14 protein-coding genes and 2 rRNA genes are annotated in these 21,465 nt (G+C 40.4%); 15 read left to right on the plus strand and 1 reads right to left on the minus strand.

Annotated elements, in window-relative coordinates; translation table 11 throughout:
* The first annotated feature begins 328 nt into the window (after positions 1 to 328).
* From NSU17_RS08280 to dusB, 12 genes are all read left to right on the plus strand, one after another.
* A complete protein-coding gene (locus NSU17_RS08280) occupies positions 329 to 2,710 on the plus strand; it encodes a SpoIIE family protein phosphatase (protein WP_340432697.1) in 2,382 nt (793 codons plus the stop codon).
* Between the two features lie 22 nt (positions 2,711 to 2,732).
* Entirely contained in the window at positions 2,733 to 4,142 is a 1,410-nt protein-coding gene (tilS, locus tag NSU17_RS08285) for a tRNA lysidine(34) synthetase TilS (RefSeq protein WP_340432700.1), read from the plus strand.
* A gap of 121 nt (positions 4,143 to 4,263) precedes the next feature.
* On the plus strand, positions 4,264 to 4,806 hold the full coding sequence (gene hpt, locus NSU17_RS08290) for a hypoxanthine phosphoribosyltransferase (protein WP_016838833.1): 543 nt from the start codon (positions 4,264 to 4,266) through the stop codon (positions 4,804 to 4,806).
* A gap of 134 nt (positions 4,807 to 4,940) precedes the next feature.
* On the plus strand, positions 4,941 to 6,992 hold the full coding sequence (gene ftsH, locus NSU17_RS08295) for an ATP-dependent zinc metalloprotease FtsH (protein ID WP_340704763.1): 2,052 nt from the start codon (positions 4,941 to 4,943) through the stop codon (positions 6,990 to 6,992).
* A gap of 126 nt (positions 6,993 to 7,118) precedes the next feature.
* Positions 7,119 to 7,886 carry a type III pantothenate kinase gene (locus tag NSU17_RS08300; RefSeq protein ID WP_340432704.1) on the plus strand — a complete coding sequence of 256 codons (768 nt, stop codon included), beginning with the start codon at positions 7,119 to 7,121 and terminating at the stop codon, positions 7,884 to 7,886.
* A gap of 16 nt (positions 7,887 to 7,902) precedes the next feature.
* On the plus strand, positions 7,903 to 8,790 hold the full coding sequence (hslO, locus tag NSU17_RS08305) for an Hsp33 family molecular chaperone HslO (protein WP_096549918.1): 888 nt from the start codon (positions 7,903 to 7,905) through the stop codon (positions 8,788 to 8,790).
* Positions 8,768 to 9,715: a peptidyl-prolyl cis-trans isomerase gene (locus NSU17_RS08310; RefSeq protein WP_340432707.1), complete on the plus strand. Its 948-nt coding sequence runs from the start codon at positions 8,768 to 8,770 to the stop codon at positions 9,713 to 9,715. Before hslO ends, NSU17_RS08310 begins: the two co-directional genes overlap by 23 nt.
* A gap of 119 nt (positions 9,716 to 9,834) precedes the next feature.
* A complete protein-coding gene (gene cysK, locus NSU17_RS08315; protein ID WP_016838828.1) occupies positions 9,835 to 10,764 on the plus strand; it encodes a cysteine synthase A in 930 nt (309 codons plus the stop codon).
* 181 nt (positions 10,765 to 10,945) lie between these two features.
* Complete coding sequence (gene folP / locus NSU17_RS08320; RefSeq protein WP_340704764.1) at positions 10,946 to 11,809, plus strand: dihydropteroate synthase; 864 nt, start codon at positions 10,946 to 10,948, stop codon at positions 11,807 to 11,809.
* A gap of 19 nt (positions 11,810 to 11,828) precedes the next feature.
* Positions 11,829 to 12,200, plus strand: a complete 372-nt coding sequence (gene folB, locus NSU17_RS08325; RefSeq protein WP_016838826.1) for a dihydroneopterin aldolase — start codon at positions 11,829 to 11,831, stop codon at positions 12,198 to 12,200.
* The gene (gene folK, locus NSU17_RS08330; RefSeq protein WP_340704765.1) at positions 12,190 to 12,693 is read left to right on the plus strand and encodes a 2-amino-4-hydroxy-6-hydroxymethyldihydropteridine diphosphokinase; all 504 of its coding nucleotides are present in this window, start codon (positions 12,190 to 12,192) and stop codon (positions 12,691 to 12,693) included. The genes folB and folK overlap by 11 nt, the downstream gene beginning before the upstream one ends.
* Positions 12,694 to 12,771: 78 nt before the next feature.
* Positions 12,772 to 13,788: a tRNA dihydrouridine synthase DusB gene (gene dusB, locus NSU17_RS08335; RefSeq protein ID WP_340704766.1), complete on the plus strand. Its 1,017-nt coding sequence runs from the start codon at positions 12,772 to 12,774 to the stop codon at positions 13,786 to 13,788.
* Positions 13,789 to 13,880: 92 nt separating this feature from the next.
* Here the strand turns inward: dusB and NSU17_RS08340 are convergent, their stop codons facing one another.
* On the minus strand, positions 13,881 to 14,357 hold the full coding sequence (locus NSU17_RS08340; protein WP_340704767.1) for a DinB family protein: 477 nt from the start codon (positions 14,355 to 14,357) through the stop codon (positions 13,881 to 13,883).
* A 192-nt stretch (positions 14,358 to 14,549) separates the two neighbouring features.
* Between NSU17_RS08340 and lysS the strand changes: the two genes are divergently transcribed.
* The 3 genes from lysS to NSU17_RS08355 all read left to right on the plus strand — a co-directional run bounded on the left by lysS (position 14,550) and on the right by NSU17_RS08355 (position 21,432).
* On the plus strand, positions 14,550 to 16,049 hold the full coding sequence (gene lysS, locus NSU17_RS08345; RefSeq protein WP_340704768.1) for a lysine--tRNA ligase: 1,500 nt from the start codon (positions 14,550 to 14,552) through the stop codon (positions 16,047 to 16,049).
* 600 nt (positions 16,050 to 16,649) lie between these two features.
* Positions 16,650 to 18,202, plus strand: a 16S ribosomal RNA gene (locus NSU17_RS08350).
* 303 nt (positions 18,203 to 18,505) lie between these two features.
* A 23S ribosomal RNA gene (locus NSU17_RS08355) occupies positions 18,506 to 21,432 on the plus strand.
* Together the 16S and 23S rRNA genes form the textbook arrangement of a ribosomal RNA operon.
* Positions 21,433 to 21,465 lie beyond the last annotated feature (33 nt).

Here is a 21,465-nt window from a genome sequence, read left to right on the forward strand (position 1 = left end):
ATTTTATGGAATTGAATTAGTTTATAAAAATACTTAATTGTAGCTTTCAATCTTATTTGAGTAAGAGCTTATACCTTCCAAGAACCTTTAGAATTCCGATTAACCCAAAATATCTTCATTTTATCAGCATAAAATTCCCAAAAAAATTCCTTATAGTTATCAAATGTTAATAAAAAAACGACAAAAACTAGCTTAAATTAACAATTTGTTATGTTATTAAGTAATTCGTCGAACAATTTTTTTTAACTAGAACAGTACTAGACAAATTTTACATCCCTTCTTTTATATAATAGACCGAAACAAATGATATAGATGAGGGGGATGGAATATGTCAAATATCCAAATGCTGAATGAAAAGTCGTCATGGCAAGAGCATTTCAGTCGTTTTACTATTAAAAAGGTAAGCCTAATTCTTCATTTATTCTTCATGTTGTTAGCATTTTTTCTATCAAGAGCGGTAATGTTTGAAGCGGCTGTTCCTTTTTTATTACCATTATGGGCGATCGTGCGAAATAGATATGAAAATGAGAAATGGGCAGTGTTCATCGGCGGGTTAATTGGTGCATTGAGTTTGAGTTTAGGGCAAGGTTTGATTTTGTTACTGCAACTTGGTTTTTACGAATTATTGATTCGGTTCCGATATTGGAAGCCCCCTATGGCTATTGCTGTGGCCCTTGCCATCTTTTTTGGACAATTGTTATGGCAAAGCATTTTGCATATGGGCATCCCTCCTTTCATAGTACAGTTGTATGTTTATTATGAAATGATATTAGCTTTTTTCATGACAATCTTTGTGAAGCTGTTTTTCGTTGAACCTTATCGTTTTTGGTCTGCTTCCTGGAGTTATGAGCGGGTAGGAGCGGGGTTAGTAATTTTAGCGGTCGTTTTAACTGGGATGCATTCATTAACGATATCGTATTTTTCACTTTTTACATTTGTTCTGCATTTATCGATTTGCATTGCTGCCATTACTGGGGGAATAACGGTTGCCTCAAGCGTTTCAACTATTATTGGAGCATTAGTAGGAATATCAGAGCTTTCTTTCACGGGAATGATTGCTGTTTATGCTTTAACGGGCGTATCGAGCGGGTTGTGTAAAGGGATTGGAAGAGTAGGCGCTGTAATAGGTAGTTTAATACCCAGCATCTTTTTCTTTTTTTATGATTCAACGTTGCCGCTCGATAGCGTTTATTTTGTATCGGTCTTGATAGCGGGTGTAGTCTTTTTATTATTGCCGCAAAAATTGCTAAACTTTTTGGAAAATATCTTTCGTCCAAAACGAGATGAAGTATTGCTTAAAAGGCAGGAATGGCTAACGGAACATACAACGGAAAAGTTAGAGACGTTTCAACGTTTTGTTTTGTTTATGAAAGAATTAGTTTTTGAGCGCTTTACGTCAACTGAGAATGTGAGTGAAATTCGAAAGATTGAGCCTTGTGCCACTTGTATGAGTTGTTTTCGATATGATAGATGCTGGGGAGAAAACAATATTGGAATGGATGAAAATATTCGAAAATGGTTCCTAGCGAAATCGGGATTAAATGAAAAAGAACAAATGCTTGCGGAAGAACAAATTCGAACAAAATGCGTAAAATCGTCAAAATTGTTGGAAGAACTTGATTATCAGCTGTATAACGATAAAATGAATGGGCAATTCTATCATGGGAAAAAGATGATTGCTTTGCAATTGAAGGACTTGAGTAATCATTTGAATAAATTGATGGAAGATATGAAAAACGAGACGCTTTCATTTAAGACGATTGAGGAAGAATTAAGCCATGAATTTAAACGCGCAAACATTGATTGTTTTCAAATTGATGTTTTAAATAATACGTTGGGGGAACGTGTGATTGTTTGTTCCTTTATTAACAACGATACTCGAGATGATTTATATTTATTATGTGAACGAATCATTTTACCAGTTCTATATGAAGTCTTTGCTGAACCGTTCCAAGTGGATCGAATATCGAATCATAAGACACCATTTGCTCATTTTCAAGTGAGATTTCGCTCTGCAGTTCGCTATAAAATTCAGTATGATATATATAGTAGAGCGAAAAACTCTAATGTTGTGTCAGGGGATTCTCATGCCATTTTCCACATTCATCCGGGATTAGTAGCCATAATGTTGTCGGATGGCATGGGTCAAAGTCGAGAAGCAAAGAGGGAAAGTAGAAGATTGGTAAGATTAATGAGGGAATGTTTAAGCTATAATATGAATCCAGAGACTGCTATGCATACATTGCATTATGTCCTTAGTCTAAACCGTGAAGTTGATATGTATGCGACGATAGATTTTGCATTAGTTGATTTACAAAAGGGTGAATTATGGTCTTGGAAAGCAGGTAGCATGTCTACTTATATTTTGCGCGGAGAGCAGCTAATGAAAGTGGAAGGATCATCAGCACCTGTAGGGTTCATGCCTGTATTCTCCATTGAAACGGAAAAAGTCAATTTGCTAGCGGATGATTATGTCGTAATGGTTTCCGATGGTTTGTTCTCTAGCAAATATGATTGGGACGAACAGGAACGTAATTTTGTTAAATTATTAAAGTCAAAAATCAGGGTTGGAATGCCGATTGAAGCGCTTCTATATGATGTGATGGACAGTTATCAAAGCCAGTATGAAGTGGAAGATGACTGCACGGTAATTATTTTTAATGTTTCACATGTGGTGCCAAAATGGGCTGTTTTTAGACCGGTTAGTTAATTAGAGGAAATGAGGTGAGAAGATGGTAACTTTTGAGAAAAAAGTGCAAAATTTTATAGCAGAACAACAATTAGTTGAAGCGGGAGACCGTCTTCTCATCGCTTGTTCTGGTGGCGTTGATTCTATGGCATTGCTTCATTTTTTTATTCAATTACAAGAACAATGTAAAGTTGATTTATATGTTGCTCATGTGGACCATATGCTGAGAGGGAAAGCTTCTTATGAAGATCGGCTATTTGTGGAACAGTTTTGCAGAGAACATGGGATTCCGATTTTTAGCACAAGCATCCCCATTCCAGATTTGTTGGAAAAAGAGGGTGGGAATTCTCAAGCAATTTGTCGCAGAGAGCGGTATGCATTTTTTGCGAACATCATGAAACAATACAACATCAATAAGCTAGTGACAGCTCATCATGCGGATGATCAGTTGGAGACTATGCTGATGTCTCTTGCAAGATCCGGAAACGTCAATGGGTTCAAAGGCATTTCCGCAAAACGAGCGTTTTCGGTTGGCGCTATAATCCGTCCTTTTTTAGTGGTTACAAAAGAAGAAATAACAAATTATTTAGAGGAAAAAGGCGGTTCCTTCCGAGAAGACGCGAGCAATATGAAAGATGATTATACTCGAAATCGATTCCGACATCATATTATTCCATTGTTAAAAAACGAAAATAAACAGGTGGCAATTCATGCGGTTCAATTAGCGGAAAATTTGCAACAAGATGACGAATTTTTACTTGAACTCGCAAAAAAACGCTTTTCCTCAGTTGTAGAAAAAATGGAGGATCGTTTTGTACTACATATTCGTCCATTTCAAAAAGAGCCACTTGCTTTACAAAGAAGAATCATTTTAATACTATTAAACTATCTTTATCAACCTTCAGACAACCAAAGTTACGCTATTTATAGTAATATTTTGGAATTATGTAAGTCCCAAGAAGGGAACGCAACAATTCATTTACCAAACCAAATTATTGCAAATAGAAGTTATGGCGACATTGCATTCTTTAAATATCAAACATCCAATAATGAAGAAGACTATATTCAACAAATCAAAATTGGGGAATGGAACGTTTTAAATGGTTTTCGTTTATACATAGGAAAACTCTCTGATGAAACGGGCTGCCAACAAAATGATATAGCCGCATATTATTTCAATTCCAACGCAATTGCTTTTCCTCTTAAGGTTCGGAAGCGAAAAGTAGGTGATCGAATTCAGTTAAACGGAATGCAAGCGCCGAAACGATTATCCCGCCTTTTTATTGATGAAAAAATCCCTTTAATTGAAAGAGACGATTGGCCAATACTTGTAGATTCAAATGAAGAAATTTTATCGGTATTAGGTGTTCGGGCTAATCATCAATTTTCAAGAACAAAAAGAATTGATGATAATATGGTAATGATAGTTGAAAAAGTTCCTTACAACAAATAAGGTAAATTTTATAAAATATTTTTTAAAAATGGCTATAATTCATGTAAAGAGGATTTTGCCATCAATTAAATAATTTTTTAACAAATAATTTTTCAACGCTGTTTAGGAGGAACATTACATTATGATCGAAAAGGATATCGAAAAAATACTAATTACTGAAGAACAAATTCAAGAAAGAATCGCAGAAATTGGCGCCCAGTTAACGGAAGAATATAAAGATAAGTTTCCATTAGCAATCGGCGTATTAAAAGGTGCAGTACCTTTTATGGCAGATTTAATAAAACGTTTTGAATCATATATTGAAATAGACTTTATGGATGTTTCAAGCTATGGAAATGCAACCGTTTCTTCAGGAGAGGTAAAAATATTAAAAGATTTAAATACGAGTGTAGAAGGTCGGGATGTCATTATCATCGAAGATATCATAGATAGCGGCTTAACACTAAGTTATTTAGTAGACTTATTTAAATATCGAAAAGCAAATTCCATTAAAATTGTTACATTATTAGATAAACCGTCTGGCCGAAAAGTGGACTTAAAAGCTGATATTGTTGGTTTTGAAGTTCCAGATGGATTTGTCGTAGGTTATGGTTTAGACTATGCAGAAAAATACCGAAACCTACCATATATTGGTATATTAAAAAGTGAAGTTTATTCCTTTTAATGTAAGTATTTTTGTATAAATAACGACAAAAATGTAAAAAGGCTACATTATCAGTGCTTTTCATTGTATGATGAAATAATGGTATGTTAAGATTTTACTTATAGTTTTTGTGTTAAGTTGTGAGGAGGCTGGGGATGAATCGAATATTTCGATACACCATACTTTATTTGTTAATTTTTCTTGTGGTGATAGGTATTTTCGGTACCTTTAATGGAGGTGCAACGCCTTCAAAGGAATTAACGTATGATGAGTTTATTAATGCTTTAGAGACAGGGAAAATAAAATCGTTAAATATTCAGCCAGATGCGGGTGTTTTAGTTGGTGAAGGTGAGTTAACAGGAAATGAAGAACAAACTTTCACTGTAAACCTTCCTCAAAACAACCCGGCGCTGATGGAGAAGATAGACAATGCAATTAAAAATTCGAAAATAAGTTTTATACCAGCCCCTGAATCGAGCGCATGGGTTCAATTCTTCACGGGAATCATTCCATTCATTATCATTATCATTTTATTCTTCTTCCTCTTGAGTCAAACTCAAGGCGGAGGCAATAAAGTGATGAACTTCGGTAAAAGTAAAGCGAAACTTTATGATTCTGAAAAGAAAAAAGTTCGCTTTGATGACGTTGCAGGGGCAGATGAAGAGAAGGCCGAATTGGTAGAAGTAGTGGAATTCTTAAAAGACCATCGCAAGTTTACAGAAATGGGGGCACGTATTCCGAAAGGTATTTTATTAGTAGGTCCTCCAGGTACTGGTAAAACATTGCTTGCTAGAGCTGTTGCTGGAGAAGCTGGTGTTCCTTTCTTCTCTATTTCCGGTTCCGACTTCGTAGAAATGTTTGTCGGTGTCGGTGCGTCCCGCGTTCGTGACTTATTTGAAAATGCGAAGAAAAACGCGCCATGTATTATCTTTATTGATGAGATTGATGCGGTTGGACGACAACGTGGTGCGGGTCTTGGTGGAGGTCACGATGAGCGTGAACAAACATTGAACCAATTGCTAGTCGAAATGGACGGTTTTGGTGTAAATGAAGGAATTATCATTATCGCTGCTACAAACCGACCAGATATTTTAGATAAAGCTTTATTACGTCCTGGTCGCTTTGACCGACAAATTACTGTGGGATACCCAGATGTGAAGGGTCGAGAAGCAATTCTAAGAGTCCATGCCCGGAATAAACCGCTGGCAGAAGAAGTGGATTTAAAAGCTGTTGCACAACGCACGCCAGGTTTTTCTGGTGCGGATTTAGAAAACTTATTAAACGAAGCAGCCTTAGTTGCTACACGTAAGGGGAAACGAAAAATTTATATGGATGATATCGACGAAGCAAGTGACCGAGTGATTGCCGGTCCAGCGAAAACGAGCCGTACTTATACACCGAAAGAGAAAAAACTCGTTGCATATCACGAAGCAGGTCACGTTGTCATCGGTTTAACGCTTGATTCAGCTGAAAAAGTTCATAAAGTAACCATTGTTCCGCGGGGCCAAGCGGGCGGTTATGCTATTATGCTTCCGAAAGAAGAACGTTTCTTCCAAACGAAAGAAGAATTGCTGGATCGCATTACTGGATTGCTTGGTGGTCGCGCGGCAGAGGAAATTGTATTAGGAGAAGTATCCACTGGTGCTCATAACGACTTCCAAAAAGTAACGAATATTGCTCGCCGAATGGTTACAGAGTTTGGTATGAGCGAAAAGCTTGGCCAACTTCAATTTGGATCATCACAAGGTGGAAATGTATTTTTAGGTCGAGATTTTAATACAGACCAAAATTACTCTGAAGCCATCGCTTTTGAAATCGATAAAGAAATGCAAAAAATTGTGAATGAGCAATATGAACGAGCGAAACGCATATTGACAGAGAAGCGTGATTTGCTAGATTTAATCGCTCAAGCTTTATTGGAGCATGAAACATTAAATGCTGAGCAAATCGAACACTTACGTGATTACGGATGCCTTCCAGAAAAAACAGAAGAAGAAGAAGCTGAGACAATCAAAATCACAACAGTAGAGCCGAAGCAAGCTGACGACGAGAACAAAGAGAGTGAAGAGCCTAAAGAAGTTACTGTAGAAAAATCTGGCTCTGCTCAAATTCATCAAGAGGCAGCTGGTGAAGAAAAAGCTCCGACAACAGATGATTTACCTAAAGAAAATTCTACGGATAGTTTGAATGAAGGCAAAAAGGAATAATGAATACTTGATAAAAGTAGTGTCAGAAATTTTCTGATGCTACTTTTTTCGTTACAGGTTAATCTTTTTGAGGTAACTACATGCAATATGGTATGATTTCATCAAACGAAAATGGAAGTGGTTTTAGTGATATTAGTCATTGACGTAGGAAACTCAAAAATTTCTGCAGGAGTTTATCAAGATGAGCAATTGATTCATCATTGGAAAATGGAGACGGAGAAAAATAAAACTTCCGATGAATATGCAATGCATTTATATGCCTTTTTTAACTATGCTGGAATCGCCTTTAGCGATATTCGTGGCATTATTATTTCTTCCGTTGTCCCTCCTATTATGTATGTATTAGAAGAAATGTGCCGAAATTATTTTCACATTACCCCCCTTGTCGTAGGGCCTGGCATCAAAACAGGATTAAACATAGCTTGTGATAATCCGCGGGAAGTGGGTACAGACCGAATTGTCAATGCAGTTGCTGCCGTACATGAATATGGCACAAGGCCGCTTATTGTAGTAGACTTTGGGACGGCTATTACTTTTAGTTACATAAATGAGAAAGGGCATTATATGGGAGGGGCCATAACTCCTGGCGTAAGGATTTCTTTGGATGCACTATTTACAAAGGCATCCAAATTGCCACGAGTAGAAATTACAAAGCCGTTTGACATTATCGGAAAAAATACAATCACCTCCATTCAATCGGGAGTTTTTTATGGCTTTATAGGCATGGTTGAGGGAATTGTAAGCCGCATGAAAGAGCAAAGTAAGATTGAACCTTTAGTTATTGCAACAGGAGGTCTTGCAGAATTTTTTTCAAATGAGACAAAACTCATTGATGTAGTAGACAAGTTTTTAACTTTAAAAGGTTTATATATCATTTACAAAAGAAATCATTAAAGAGAGGAAATTTGTTATGGAAGATTATTTAGTAAAAGCTTTAGGATTTGATGGAAAAGTTCGTGCATATGCGGTGCGTTCAACGAATACTGTTGGGGAAGCACAAAAAAGACATAATACATGGCCTACCGCTACTGCTGCCCTAGGTCGCGCATTGACTGCTGGAGCTATGATGGGATCAATGATGAATGCCGATGATAAGATTACAATCAAAATCGAAGGTGGAGGTCCAATCGGTATTATATTGATAGATGCAAACGGAAAAGGAGAAGTAAGGGGATATGTCACGAATCCACAAACTCATTTCCCGTTAAATGAAGTTGGAAAACTAGATGTACGTCGTGCAGTTGGAACGAATGGAAACATTACGATTGTAAAAGACTTAGGTTTGAGAGAAATGTTTACAGGTCAAACTCCAATCGTTTCAGGAGAAATTGCTGAAGACTTCACTTATTATTATGCAGTATCAGAACAAGTTCCTTCATCAGTAGGATTAGGTGTACTGGTGAACACGGATAATTCCGTACTTGCAGCTGGAGGTTTTATTATTCAATTATTACCAGGATGCGATGATGAAACAATTGAAACAATTGAAAACCACTTAAAATCCGTTGAACCGATTTCGAAAATGATTGAAAAAGGCTATACCCCTGAACAAATATTAGATGCAGTATTAGGAGAAGGAAATGTAAAAGTGTTAGAAACTATGCCTGTTCAATTTAACTGTGGATGTTCAAAAGAGCGTTTTGGAGCGGCTATTAAATCACTAGGTGTACAAGAAATTCAAGAAATGATTGATGAAGATGGAGGAGCAGAAGCGGAGTGCCACTTCTGTTTAGAAAAATATCATTATAGCCAAGAGGAGCTAGAAGGTTTTATCCGTGAGATCGAGGCAAAAAATTAACCAACCTACGACTCAACATACGCCACTATCAAAACGCCGATTAAAAACAAAACCTGTACTCACATTACTTGCGATTTTATTTGTTGGGAATATTTTTTGGTTTGTTCTTTGGTTATTTGCATTAGGTGGAGATGAAGAAGCTGGCGACGATGAAACTATCGTCGCTAGCGTTGATGGTGAAAATATTACTCGCCTACAATGGATGGCTGAAATGGAACGTTATTATGGAAAAGATACATTGCAGCGCATGGTGAATCAAAAAGTAATGGAAAAGGCTGCAAAAGAATATAGCATTGACGTGACTGAGGATGAAATTGATTTAGAGCTATCCCTTATGGTTTCTTCCAGTGAAATGGATTCAACGTTGCAACAATTAGGGGAGAAGGAACTTAAAGAGCAGATTAAGTCCCAGTTGATTTTAGAGAAAGTATTAACAAAAGATATTATTATTGATGAAAAAGAGCTTGAATCTTATTATGAAGAAAATGAATCGTTATATAATATTCCAACGACGTACCGAGCAAAATTAATTGTTGTGAATACGAAAGATGAAGCAGAAAGTGTTTTAAAAGAACTGAATGAAGGTTCTGATTTTTCGGTATTAGCTCGGGAACGTTCTGTTGAACAAGTTTCGGCAAGTCTCGGGGGAGATATTGGCTATATTACGAATCAATCCAATGTAGATCCAGCTATACTGAAAGCGCTTCAAAAACTAAATAAAAATGAAATTAGCAAGCCTGTTTTATTAAGAGACGGCCGATATGGAATTGTTCAATTACATGAAAAAATGGAAGGAAGATCTTTCCCTTATGGAGAGGTAAAAGATCATATTAAAAGGGGGTTAGCGATGGAGCAACTGTCATCATCCATTACCCCGGAAATGTTTTGGAAAGAATTTGATGTGACATGGTTCTATGGTGAATAATGATTAAAAATTTTACAAATTTTCACTCTCATTTTCATTGACAACAAACGATTAGTAGGGTTAATATTAAAACAAGAAAAACCTATAAAAATAGTCGGTATTATGAAAGGGGAACCGTGATGAGTAAATTATATAATTCTATTACAGAATTAGTTGGTCGCACACCAATCGTGAAGTTAAACCATGCTACAACTGAAGATGAAGGAACTGTTTGGGTAAAATTAGAATATTTTAACCCAGGAAGCTCTGTTAAAGATCGTATTGCTTTAGCGATGATTGAAGCGGCAGAAAGAGATGGACGACTAAAACCAGGTGGAACAATTATTGAACCAACTTCAGGAAACACTGGAATTGGACTTGCGATGATTGCAGCAGCAAAAGGTTATCGCGCTATTTTAGTAATGCCTGAAACTATGAGTATTGAACGTCGTAAATTACTTCGTGCATATGGTGCTGAATTAGTATTAACACCTGGTCCAGAAGGAATGAAAGGCGCAATTGCTAAAGCAACAGCACTTGCAGAAGAAAATGGTTATTTCATGCCGCAACAATTTGAAAACCCTGCAAATGCAGAAATCCACCGCTTAACAACAGGTCCGGAAATAGTGGAAGCATTTGAAGGTGTGCAATTAGACGCATTTGTTGCTGGGGTAGGTACAGGTGGTACAATCACAGGTGCAGGTGCTGTATTAAAAGAAAAATATCCAAACATTGAAATTATTGCAGTTGAACCGAAAGACTCTCCGGTTTTATCTGGCGGAAATCCAGGTTCCCATAAAATTCAGGGTATTGGAGCAGGTTTCGTACCAAAAGTGTTAAATACAGAAATTTACGATTCTGTATTCCAAGTTGATAACGAAACAGCATTCGAAACAGCTCGTAAAGTAGGTCGTGAAGAAGGTATTTTATGCGGTATTTCATCAGGTGCTGCTATTCACGCTGCAATTCAAACTGCAAAACGTTTAGGCAAAGGTTCTAACGTATTAGCGATTGTTCCATCTAATGGTGAACGCTATTTATCAACAGCTTTATACAATTTCGAAGACTAATAAGAAACGGCATTATCCTTTTGGATGATGCCGATTTTGTTTGACGAAAAACATGTTATATGATTACACCGAATTTTAGATTTAAAAGTATTGAGTGCTTTGACTTTGAAAATGATATACTTGTTTAGAATGTAATGAAGGCGAATGAGTAGTCCTCTTATTGATAAAGGAGTGTACGAAGATGTTATCGAAATACAGTAAACCGTTAACAATTAATAATATAGAGCTCGATTATACAAAAGAAACTTTTGTGATGGGGATTTTAAATGTGACACCCGATTCTTTTTCTGACGGGGGAAAGTATAATTCAATTGATGCCGCAATTGCACATGCGAAACAGATGGTTCAGGAAGGTGCGAAGATTATTGATGTGGGTGGAGAATCGACACGACCTGGTTATACTCGTATTCCTGATGAAGAAGAGATTGCTCGTGTCGTGCCAGTGATTAAAGCTTTGAGAGAAGAAGTACCTGCCATTATATCAATTGATACTTACAAATCAGCGGTTGCTCGTGCGGCATTGGAAGCTGGTGCCCATATCATTAATGATATTTGGGGCGCGAAGGCAGATCCGGAAATGGCCAAAGTGGCTTTTGAATATAATGCACCTATCATTCTAATGCATAATCGAGAGAACACGAATTACAAAAATTACTTCGAAGATTTTTTAAATGATTTAAAAGAAAGTATTGATATTGTGAAAACGGCTGGTGTTCCAGACGAGCATATCATACTTGATCCGGGAATAGGGTTTGTGAAAAACTTGCAGCAAAGTATTGAAACGATGCAACGATTAGATGAACTTGCAGAATTGGGATACCCCGTTTTGTTGGGGACTTCGAGAAAACGATTGATTGGCACTATTTTAGATGTTCCATTACATGAAAGAGTAGAAGGTACTGCGGCGACATGTGCATATGGTGTTATGAAAGGTTGTCATATTGTTCGAGTGCATGATGTAAAAGAAATAGCAAGAACCGTGAAAATGATTGATGCATTAATGGGGAAATTTGAAGTGAAGAATGAACTTCCTGAGAGACACTAATTTCGATAGGAGGTCTATTATGGACTATATACATTTGCGAGATATGCAATTTTATGGATATCACGGTGTATTACCTGAAGAAACAATGTTAGGGCAGCGTTTTCGAGTTACAGTATCTCTTGCGGTCAATACGAAAAAGGCAGGGGAAACAGACGACCTGCAATATACAGTGAATTATGTAGAAGTGTATGAATTATGCAAATCAATCATGGAAGGAGAGCCCTTCCAATTAATTGAAGCAGCTGCAGAAACCATTGCTTCATCAATCTTACAAAAATATGAAGGACAAGTGTTTGGATGCAAAGTGGAACTAATAAAACCAGATCCACCTATTCCAGGCCATTATAAAGAAGTAGCTGTTGAAATAGTAAGGGGTCATTATGGTGAATGATGTTTATTTATCTTTAGGTACAAACTTGGGAGATCGGGAAAACAATTTAAAATCTGCCATTGATTTGCTTCAAAGGAAGGAGGGGATAAGGATAAAAAAAATATCCCCAATTTACGAAACGGCTCCAGTGGGGTATGTTGATCAGCCCTCTTTTTTAAACATTGCGATTTATGCACAAACAATACTCTCACCTATTGAATTGTTACAGACCTGTCAATTAATTGAAAATGATCTTGGTCGGGTTCGCAATATCCGCTGGGGGCCAAGAATTATTGACCTTGACATTTTATTATTTAATAACGACAATATTGAGTCAGAGAATTTAATCATTCCACATCCTCGAATGTTTGAAAGAGCTTTCGTATTGGTTCCGCTATTAGATATTGCATCTAAGCCATACTCGGAAAAGTTGATTCAAGCGGAAGCAGCATTAAAGAATATCAATCTTGAAAAAGAGGGCATTCAAAAGTGGAAGGATTATTTTTCTTTGTAACAATACGTATTACGCCACTCAACACTATGAAGTAGTGACGGATATAAAAACACTTTTATGGGAAAGGAGGTATAGGCCATGGAAGAGAAAAAGCCGTTCCAAATAGGAGATATCGTGATGGCAAACCGTGTAGTACTAGCCCCAATGGCAGGAGTAAGTAACGTTGCTTTCCGGCTAACGGTTAAAGAATTCGGTGCGGGTCTTGTTTATGCTGAAATGATCAGTGATAAAGGACTTATTTTACGCAATAAAAAAACGTTAGATATGCTTTATATAGATGAAAGGGAAAAACCAATCGCCTTGCAAATCTTTGGGGGTGAAAAAGAAACCCTCGTTGAAGCGGCCAAGTTTGTAGATCAACATACGAACGCGAATATTATTGACATCAATATGGGATGCCCTGTAAATAAAATTATTAAATGTGAAGCAGGAGCGAAGTGGTTACTGAATCCGGATAAAGTGTATGAAATGGTAGCGGCAGTTGTTGATGCGGTGGAGAAACCGGTGACGGTAAAAATGCGGATTGGTTGGGATGATGAACACATTTTTGCTGTTGAAAATGCCCAAGCGATTGAAAGAGCTGGCGGCAGTGCTGTAGCCGTTCATGGTCGTACAAGGGTTCAAATGTACGAAGGAAAAGCGAATTGGGAAATCATTCGCCAAGTGAAGGAAAATGTAAACATTCCTGTAATCGGTAATGGCGATGTAGAAACTCCACAAGATGCAAAACGAATGTTGGATGAGACGGGTGTAGACGCGGTGATGATTGGTCGAGCTGCGTTAGGAAATCCATGGATGATCTATCAAACTGTACAGTACCTCGAAACAGGTGAGTTAAAACCAGAGCCATCTGTTCAGGAAAAAATAGACGTTTGTTTATTACACTTTGATCGTTTGATAAAATTAAAAGGTGAATTTGTTGCCGTACGTGAAATGCGTAAACATGCAGCTTGGTATTTAAAAGGGATTCGTGGCAATGGCATTATCCGTAATGCGATTAATCAAGTTGAAACAGCCGAAGAACTGCGTGCAATTTTAAATAACGTGGTTGAACAAAGTAGTGAGAAACAAGAACGAGAGATGCATGTTGTGTGAAAACAAATGGTTACGATTATTGTGAAGCGCTTAATTAAGCAATATAAAAAGCCGTCTCAACAACTGAGGCGGCTTGTCCTGAATTGGTAAGATTATGCGTTTGATTGTTCCTTTGTTGGTCCCATGACACCCGGTACAGGTAGGCCAGCTTGTCTTAATAATACTTGCATCTGTGCTCTGTGATGAGTTTGATGATCAATAAGCATGCGTAGTACTGCTCCAATCGCAGTAGGTTGTCCAATCATATCCACTTCTTTTTCTAATGAACTATCATCTAGTTTCTTAACCGCATTTACAACTTTTTCGTTTACTTTTTTATATTCGTCAATGATTTCTTTCATTGTAGATGGCGGTGTAGATGGATTGATTTGGACATTTAGTGATTGCCCTATTAATCCGCAAAAGAATAAAGGGGCATTTGTTAAGTGCCAGCTTAAAAATTCAAGAGAATTATGACCTTCAACAATAGCAACATGCTTTTTATCTTCCGTAATGGATTCCATAATTGCTATAGTACCCGCACTATTGTGTTGCCAATCTTTTATAAAATCGTCTATTTTACGATACATGGAAACACCTCTCTCAAAAAGTTGAATCTTTTATCTGAATATAAGAACATTATATACAAAAGTAGAAAAATTACCCTAATCAAAAATATAAGGAAACTAAAAAAATCTTTCAAAAATGATGAAGAGAAGATAGAAATTGTGTACAATAGATACATTGTGGACTATGAACAGAACGTTTTAAAATTATGAGGAGTGAAAGACGTGTCAAATATTGAAGAATTAAATGATCAACTTTTGGTGAGACGCCAAAAGTTAAGTGATATTCGTGAAAAAGGTATCGATCCATTTGGCCAACGTTTCGAGCGCACACACTTGTCTTCAGATGTTTTCGAACAATTTGATGTATTTACGAAAGAAGAGCTGGAAGAAAAAAATGATGAAGTAGTCATCGCAGGTCGTATTATGACAAAACGTGGAAAAGGAAAAGCTGGTTTTGCTCACATTCAAGATTTGGCTGGCCAGATTCAAATTTATGTTCGTCAAGACCGAGTAGGCGATGAAGCATACGATTTATTTAAACATGCAGATTTAGGAGATATCGTGGGCATCCGCGGGGTTGTTTTCAGAACAAATGCAGGAGAGCTTTCCGTAAAAGCAAACGAATTTACTTTCTTAACGAAATCACTGCGCCCAATGCCTGAAAAATTCCATGGATTGCAAGATGTTGAACAACGTTATCGTCAACGTTACTTAGACTTGATGACGAATGCTGATAGCAAAGAGACGTTTATTACTCGTTCAAAAATTATTCGTTCTATTCGAAACTATTTAGATGGACAAGGTTATTTGGAAGTAGAGACGCCAATTTTACACACTGTTGCTGGAGGGGCAGCTGCTCGACCATTCATTACGCATCATAACGCATTAGATATGGATCTATATTTACGTATTGCATTAGAATTGCATTTAAAACGTTTAATTGTTGGCGGACTCGAAAAAGTATATGAAATAGGACGAGTGTTCCGAAATGAAGGTATTTCAACACGTCACAATCCAGAATTTACATTATTAGAGCTATACGGTGCATATTTAGATTACCGAGATATTATGGAATTGACAGAAAATTTAATTTCTCATGTAGCACAAGAGGTGCTTGGTACAACGAAAATCCAATACGGTGAAGAAGAAATAGACCTTTCACCAGGATGGAAACGAGTGCATATGGTTGATGCAATTAAGGAAGTAACCGGGGTAGACTTCTGGCAACCTATGACATTAGAAGAAGCGAGAAGTTTAGCGAAAGAACATGGTGTGGAAATTCAAGAAATGCATGAAGTGGGACACATCATTAACGAGTTTTTCGAGCAAAAAGTAGAGGAAACATTAGTACAACCAACATTCGTTTACGGACATCCTGTTGAAATTTCGCCATTAGCAAAGAAAAATCCAGAAGATGAACGCTTCACAGACCGTTTTGAATTATTTATCGTTCGTCGTGAACATGCAAATGCGTTTACAGAATTGAACGATCCAATCGATCAACGCGAACGTTTTGAAGCGCAACTAGCTGAAAAAGAAGCAGGAAATGACGAAGCACATGATATGGATGAAGATTTCATCGAAGCTTTAGAATATGGAATGCCTCCTACAGGTGGATTAGGTATCGGTATTGACCGATTAGTTATGTTATTAACCAATTCTCAATCCATTCGTGACGTATTATTATTCCCAACAATGCGTCCAAGAGATTAATTAGCTGGTTATAGAAAATCATTAGTTCAATCTATGGCTGTCTAGAAAATCTCTAGACAGCCAACTTTTTATAGACATGAAAGATGAAATCTTTAATCGCTTTCATTCAACGTAATTTTTTGTATTCCTAAATCTGTGGTTATTGTTCTAATTCTTTTCTTACATCAGAATAGTGAGGGAGTTTTACATTATTTGATTTTATTTAGAGAACTTATATCATTTTTAGTTGAATGATATAAGGGGATATTGTTTTCAAACAATAAAAAAATTAAATGTAAAATAATTTATAACGCTAGACAAAAAAATGTTGAAAAATATGTTGACATTTGATTAGGTAAGGTGATAATATATAAAAGCTGTCGCTAAGAGAAAGTAATTCTAATAGAGCTCTTAACGAAAGTGATAAAAAATGAAAAAACTCCAAAAAAGTTGTTGACGAAAAAAATAACAAACGATATAATAAAAGAGTTGTTTCAAAAAAAAGAAAAATGAACCTTGAAAACTGAACAACAAAACGTTAATGCAATAAATTATCTAGTTGTTAACCCTCGTTAACAAACTAGATTCGGACATTCAATTTTTGAGCAAATCAAATTTTCTTTTATGGAGAGTTTGATCCTGGCTCAGGACGAACGCTGGCGGCGTGCCTAATACATGCAAGTCGAGCGAACCAATTGAAAGCCTAGCTTTCATGAGGTTAGCGGCGGACGGGTGAGTAACACGTGGGTAACCTGCCCTATAGACTGGGATAACTCGCGGAAACGCGTGCTAATACCGGATAACACATCAAAGTGCATGCTTTGATGTTGAAAGATGGTTCTGCTATCACTATAGGATGGGCCCGCGGCGCATTAGCTTGTTGGTGGGGTAACGGCCTACCAAGGCGACGATGCGTAGCCGACCTGAGAGGGTGATCGGCCACACTGGGACTGAGACACGGCCCAGACTCCTACGGGAGGCAGCAGTAGGGAATCTTCCACAATGGGCGAAAGCCTGATGGAGCAACGCCGCGTGAGCGAAGAAGGTCTTCGGATCGTAAAGCTCTGTTGTAAGGGAAGAACAAGTGCAGTAGTAACTGGCTGCACCTTGACGGTACCTTACTAGAAAGCCACGGCTAACTACGTGCCAGCAGCCGCGGTAATACGTAGGTGGCAAGCGTTGTCCGGAATTATTGGGCGTAAAGCGCGCGCAGGCGGTTTCTTAAGTCTGATGTGAAAGCCCCCGGCTTAACCGGGGAGGGTCATTGGAAACTGGGAGACTTGAGTGCAGGAGAGGGAAGCGGAATTCCATGTGTAGCGGTGAAATGCGTAGAGATATGGAGGAACACCAGTGGCGAAGGCGGCTTCCTGGCCTGTAACTGACGCTGAGGCGCGAAAGCGTGGGGAGCAAACAGGATTAGATACCCTGGTAGTCCACGCCGTAAACGATGAGTGCTAAGTGTTAGGGGGTTTCCACCCCTTAGTGCTGCAGCTAACGCATTAAGCACTCCGCCTGGGGAGTACGGTCGCAAGACTGAAACTCAAAGGAATTGACGGGGGCCCGCACAAGCGGTGGAGCATGTGGTTTAATTCGAAGCAACGCGAAGAACCTTACCAGGTCTTGACATCCCGCTGACCGCTATGGAGACATAGCCTTCCCTTCGGGGACAGCGGTGACAGGTGGTGCATGGTTGTCGTCAGCTCGTGTCGTGAGATGTTGGGTTAAGTCCCGCAACGAGCGCAACCCTTGTCCTTAGTTGCCATCATTCAGTTGGGCACTCTAAGGAGACTGCCGTACAAATACGGAGGAAGGTGGGGATGACGTCAAATCATCATGCCCCTTATGACCTGGGCTACACACGTGCTACAATGGACGGTACAAACGGTCGCGAAGTCGCGAGACGGAGCCAATCCGAAAAAACCGTTCTCAGTTCGGATTGCAGGCTGCAACTCGCCTGCATGAAGCCGGAATCGCTAGTAATCGCGGATCAGCATGCCGCGGTGAATACGTTCCCGGGCCTTGTACACACCGCCCGTCACACCACGAGAGTCTGTAACACCCGAAGTCGGTGAGGTAACCCTTTCGGGAGCCAGCCGCCGAAGGTGGGACAGATGATTGGGGTGAAGTCGTAACAAGGTAGCCGTATCGGAAGGTGCGGCTGGATCACCTCCTTTCTAAGGATATTTACGGAAGCATTAGCGTTTTGTGTTCAGTTTTGAAGGTTTATGACCTTCAAAGTTATAGTGTTGTTCTTTGAAAACTGGATAAACGACATTGAAAGCAAGCAATTTACTGTAAAGCGCAAACAACTAGGCTAACACGACGTAAATGCGACGTGGATTAAAGCCGTAAGGGTTGCGAGACGCAAGCAAGACAAGGGAATGAGCGAGTGAGAACCGGAGTGTACTATATGCGTACATGAGGATTCGAACGAGCGAAATTGACGAAGTATTGCGCAGCGTATCGAAAACCGTAAAGGTTAAGTTGTTAAGGGCGCACGGTGGATGCCTTGGCACTAGGAGCCGATGAAGGACGGGACTAACACCGATATGCTTCGGGGAGCTGTAAGTAAGCTTTGATCCGGAGATTTCCGAATGGGGGAACCCACTGTTCGTAATGGAACAGTATCTTAACGTGAATCCATAGCGTTAAGAAGGCACACCCAGGGAACTGAAACATCTAAGTACCTGGAGGAGAAGAAAGAAAAATCGATTCCCTGAGTAGCGGCGAGCGAAACGGGAACAGCCCAAACCAAGAGGCTTGCCTCTTGGGGTTGTAGGACACTCTATACGGAGTTACAAAAGGATGGGTTAGACGAACCGTTCTGGAAAGGACGGCCAGAGAAGGTAAAAGCCCTGTAGTCGAAAATCCATCCTCTCCTGAGTGGATCCTGAGTACGGCGGAACACGTGAAATTCCGTCGGAATCCGGGAGGACCATCTCCCAAGGCTAAATACTCCCTAGTGACCGATAGTGAACCAGTACCGTGAGGGAAAGGTGAAAAGCACCCCGGGAGGGGAGTGAAAGAGAACCTGAAACCGTGTGCCTACAAGTAGTCAGAGCCCGTTAACGGGTGATGGCGTGCCTTTTGTAGAATGAACCGGCGAGTTACGATTACGTGCAAGGTTAAGCAGAAAATGCGGAGCCGCAGCGAAAGCGAGTCTGAATAGGGCGTTTTGAGTACGTGGTCGTAGACCCGAAACCAGGTGATCTACCCATGTCCAGGGTGAAGGTGAGGTAACACTCACTGGAGGCCCGAACCCACGCACGTTGAAAAGTGCGGGGATGAGGTGTGGGTAGCGGAGAAATTCCAATCGAACTTGGAGATAGCTGGTTCTCTCCGAAATAGCTTTAGGGCTAGCCTCGTGTGAAGAATACTGGAGGTAGAGCACTGTTTGGACTAGGGGCCCACCTCGGGTTACCGAATTCAGACAAACTCCGAATGCCAGCTATTTATACACGGGAGTCAGACTACGAGTGATAAGATCCGTGGTCAAAAGGGAAACAGCCCAGACCACCAGCTAAGGTCCCAAAGTAATCGTTAAGTGGAAAAGGATGTGGCGTTGCTTAGACAACCAGGATGTTGGCTTAGAAGCAGCCATCATTTAAAGAGTGCGTAATAGCTCACTGGTCGAGTGACGCTGCGCCGAAAATGTATCGGGGCTAAACGATTCACCGAAGCTGTGGATTCGTGCGTTGCACGAGTGGTAGGAGAGCGTTCTAAGTGCGTCGAAGTCAGACCGGAAGGACTGGTGGAGCGCTTAGAAGTGAGAATGCCGGTATGAGTAGCGAAAGATGGGTGAGAATCCCATCCACCGAATGACTAAGGTTTCCTGAGGAAGGCTCGTCCGCTCAGGGTTAGTCGGGACCTAAGTCGAGGCCGAAAGGCGTAGACGATGGACAACAGGTTGATATTCCTGTACCACCTCCCCGCCGTTTGAGTGATGGGGGGACGCAGGAGGATAGGGAATGCACGCCGTTGGTCGAGCGTGTCCAAGCAGCAAGGCGTGGAAGTAGGCAAATCCGCTTCCTAATACGCCGAGCTGTGATGGGGAGCGCGTTATGCGCGAAGTTCCTGATTTCACACTGCCAAGAAAAGCCTCTAGCGAGGCGGGAGGTGCCCGTACCGCAAACCGACACAGGTAGTCGAGGAGAGAATCCTAAGGTGAGCGAGAGAACTCTCGTTAAGGAACTCGGCAAAATGACCCCGTAACTTCGGGAGAAGGGGTGCTCATTGGGGTGCAAGCCCTGATGAGCCGCAGTGAATAGGCCCAGGCGACTGTTTAGCAAAAACACAGGTCTCTGCAAAACCGTAAGGTGAAGTATAGGGGCTGACGCCTGCCCGGTGCTGGAAGGTTAAGAGGAGGAGTTAGCGCAAGCGAAGCTCCGAATTGAAGCCCCAGTAAACGGCGGCCGTAACTATAACGGTCCTAAGGTAGCGAAATTCCTTGTCGGGTAAGTTCCGACCCGCACGAAAGGCGTAACGATCTGGGCACTGTCTCAACGAGAGACTCGGTGAAATTATAGTACCTGTGAAGATGCAGGTTACCCGCGACAGGACGGAAAGACCCCGTGGAGCTTTACTGTAACCTGATATTGAATTTCGGTGCAACTTGTACAGGATAGGTAGGAGCCGTAGAAGGGGGAGCGCCAGCTTCCCTGGAGGCGCCCTTGGGATACTACCCTGGTTGTACTGAAATTCTAACCCGCAAGCCTGATCGGCTTGGGAGACAGTGTCAGGTGGACAGTTTGACTGGGGCGGTCGCCTCCTAAAAGGTAACGGAGGCGCCCAAAGGTTCCCTCAGAATGGTTGGAAATCATTCGCAGAGTGTAAAGGCATAAGGGAGCTTGACTGCGAGACCTACAAGTCGAGCAGGGTCGAAAGACGGGCTTAGTGATCCGGTGGTTCCGCATGGAAGGGCCATCGCTCAACGGATAAAAGCTACCCCGGGGATAACAGGCTTATCTCCCCCAAGAGTCCACATCGACGGGGAGGTTTGGCACCTCGATGTCGGCTCATCGCATCCTGGGGCTGTAGTCGGTCCCAAGGGTTGGGCTGTTCGCCCATTAAAGCGGTACGCGAGCTGGGTTCAGAACGTCGTGAGACAGTTCGGTCCCTATCCGTCGTGGGCGTAGGAAATTTGAGAGGAGCTGTCCTTAGTACGAGAGGACCGGGATGGACACACCGCTGGTGTACCAGTTGTCTTGCCAAAGGCACCGCTGGGTAGCTATGTGTGGACGGGATAAGTGCTGAAAGCATCTAAGCATGAAGCCCCCCTCAAGATGAGATTTCCCATTGCATAAGCAAGTAAGATCCCTCAAAGACGATGAGGTAGATAGGTCCGAGGTGGAAGCACGGTGACGTGTGGAGCTGACGGATACTAATCGATCGAGGACTTAACCAATCATTTCAATGTCGTTATCCAGTTTTGAGAGAA

The sequence above is a fragment of the Ureibacillus sp. FSL K6-2830 genome (genome assembly GCF_038004145.1).
Lineage (GTDB): Bacteria > Bacillota > Bacilli > Bacillales_A > Planococcaceae > Ureibacillus > Ureibacillus thermosphaericus.

Excerpts from the sequence above, each read along its gene's own strand:
- NSU17_RS08280 (WP_340432697.1), top strand. The coding sequence starts at position 329 with ATGTCAAATATCCAAATGCTGAATGAAAAGTCGTCATGGCAAGAGCAT.
- tilS (WP_340432700.1), top strand. The coding sequence starts at position 2,733 with ATGGTAACTTTTGAGAAAAAAGTGCAAAATTTTATAGCAGAACAACAA.
- hpt (WP_016838833.1), top strand. The coding sequence starts at position 4,264 with ATGATCGAAAAGGATATCGAAAAAATACTAATTACTGAAGAACAAATT.
- ftsH (WP_340704763.1), top strand. The coding sequence starts at position 4,941 with ATGAATCGAATATTTCGATACACCATACTTTATTTGTTAATTTTTCTT.
- hslO (WP_096549918.1), top strand. The coding sequence starts at position 7,903 with ATGGAAGATTATTTAGTAAAAGCTTTAGGATTTGATGGAAAAGTTCGT.
- cysK (WP_016838828.1), top strand. The coding sequence starts at position 9,835 with ATGAGTAAATTATATAATTCTATTACAGAATTAGTTGGTCGCACACCA.
- folP (WP_340704764.1), top strand. The coding sequence starts at position 10,946 with ATGTTATCGAAATACAGTAAACCGTTAACAATTAATAATATAGAGCTC.
- folB (WP_016838826.1), top strand. The coding sequence starts at position 11,829 with ATGGACTATATACATTTGCGAGATATGCAATTTTATGGATATCACGGT.
- folK (WP_340704765.1), top strand. The coding sequence starts at position 12,190 with ATGGTGAATGATGTTTATTTATCTTTAGGTACAAACTTGGGAGATCGG.
- dusB (WP_340704766.1), top strand. The coding sequence starts at position 12,772 with ATGGAAGAGAAAAAGCCGTTCCAAATAGGAGATATCGTGATGGCAAAC.
- NSU17_RS08340 (WP_340704767.1), bottom strand. The coding sequence starts at position 14,357 with ATGTATCGTAAAATAGACGATTTTATAAAAGATTGGCAACACAATAGT.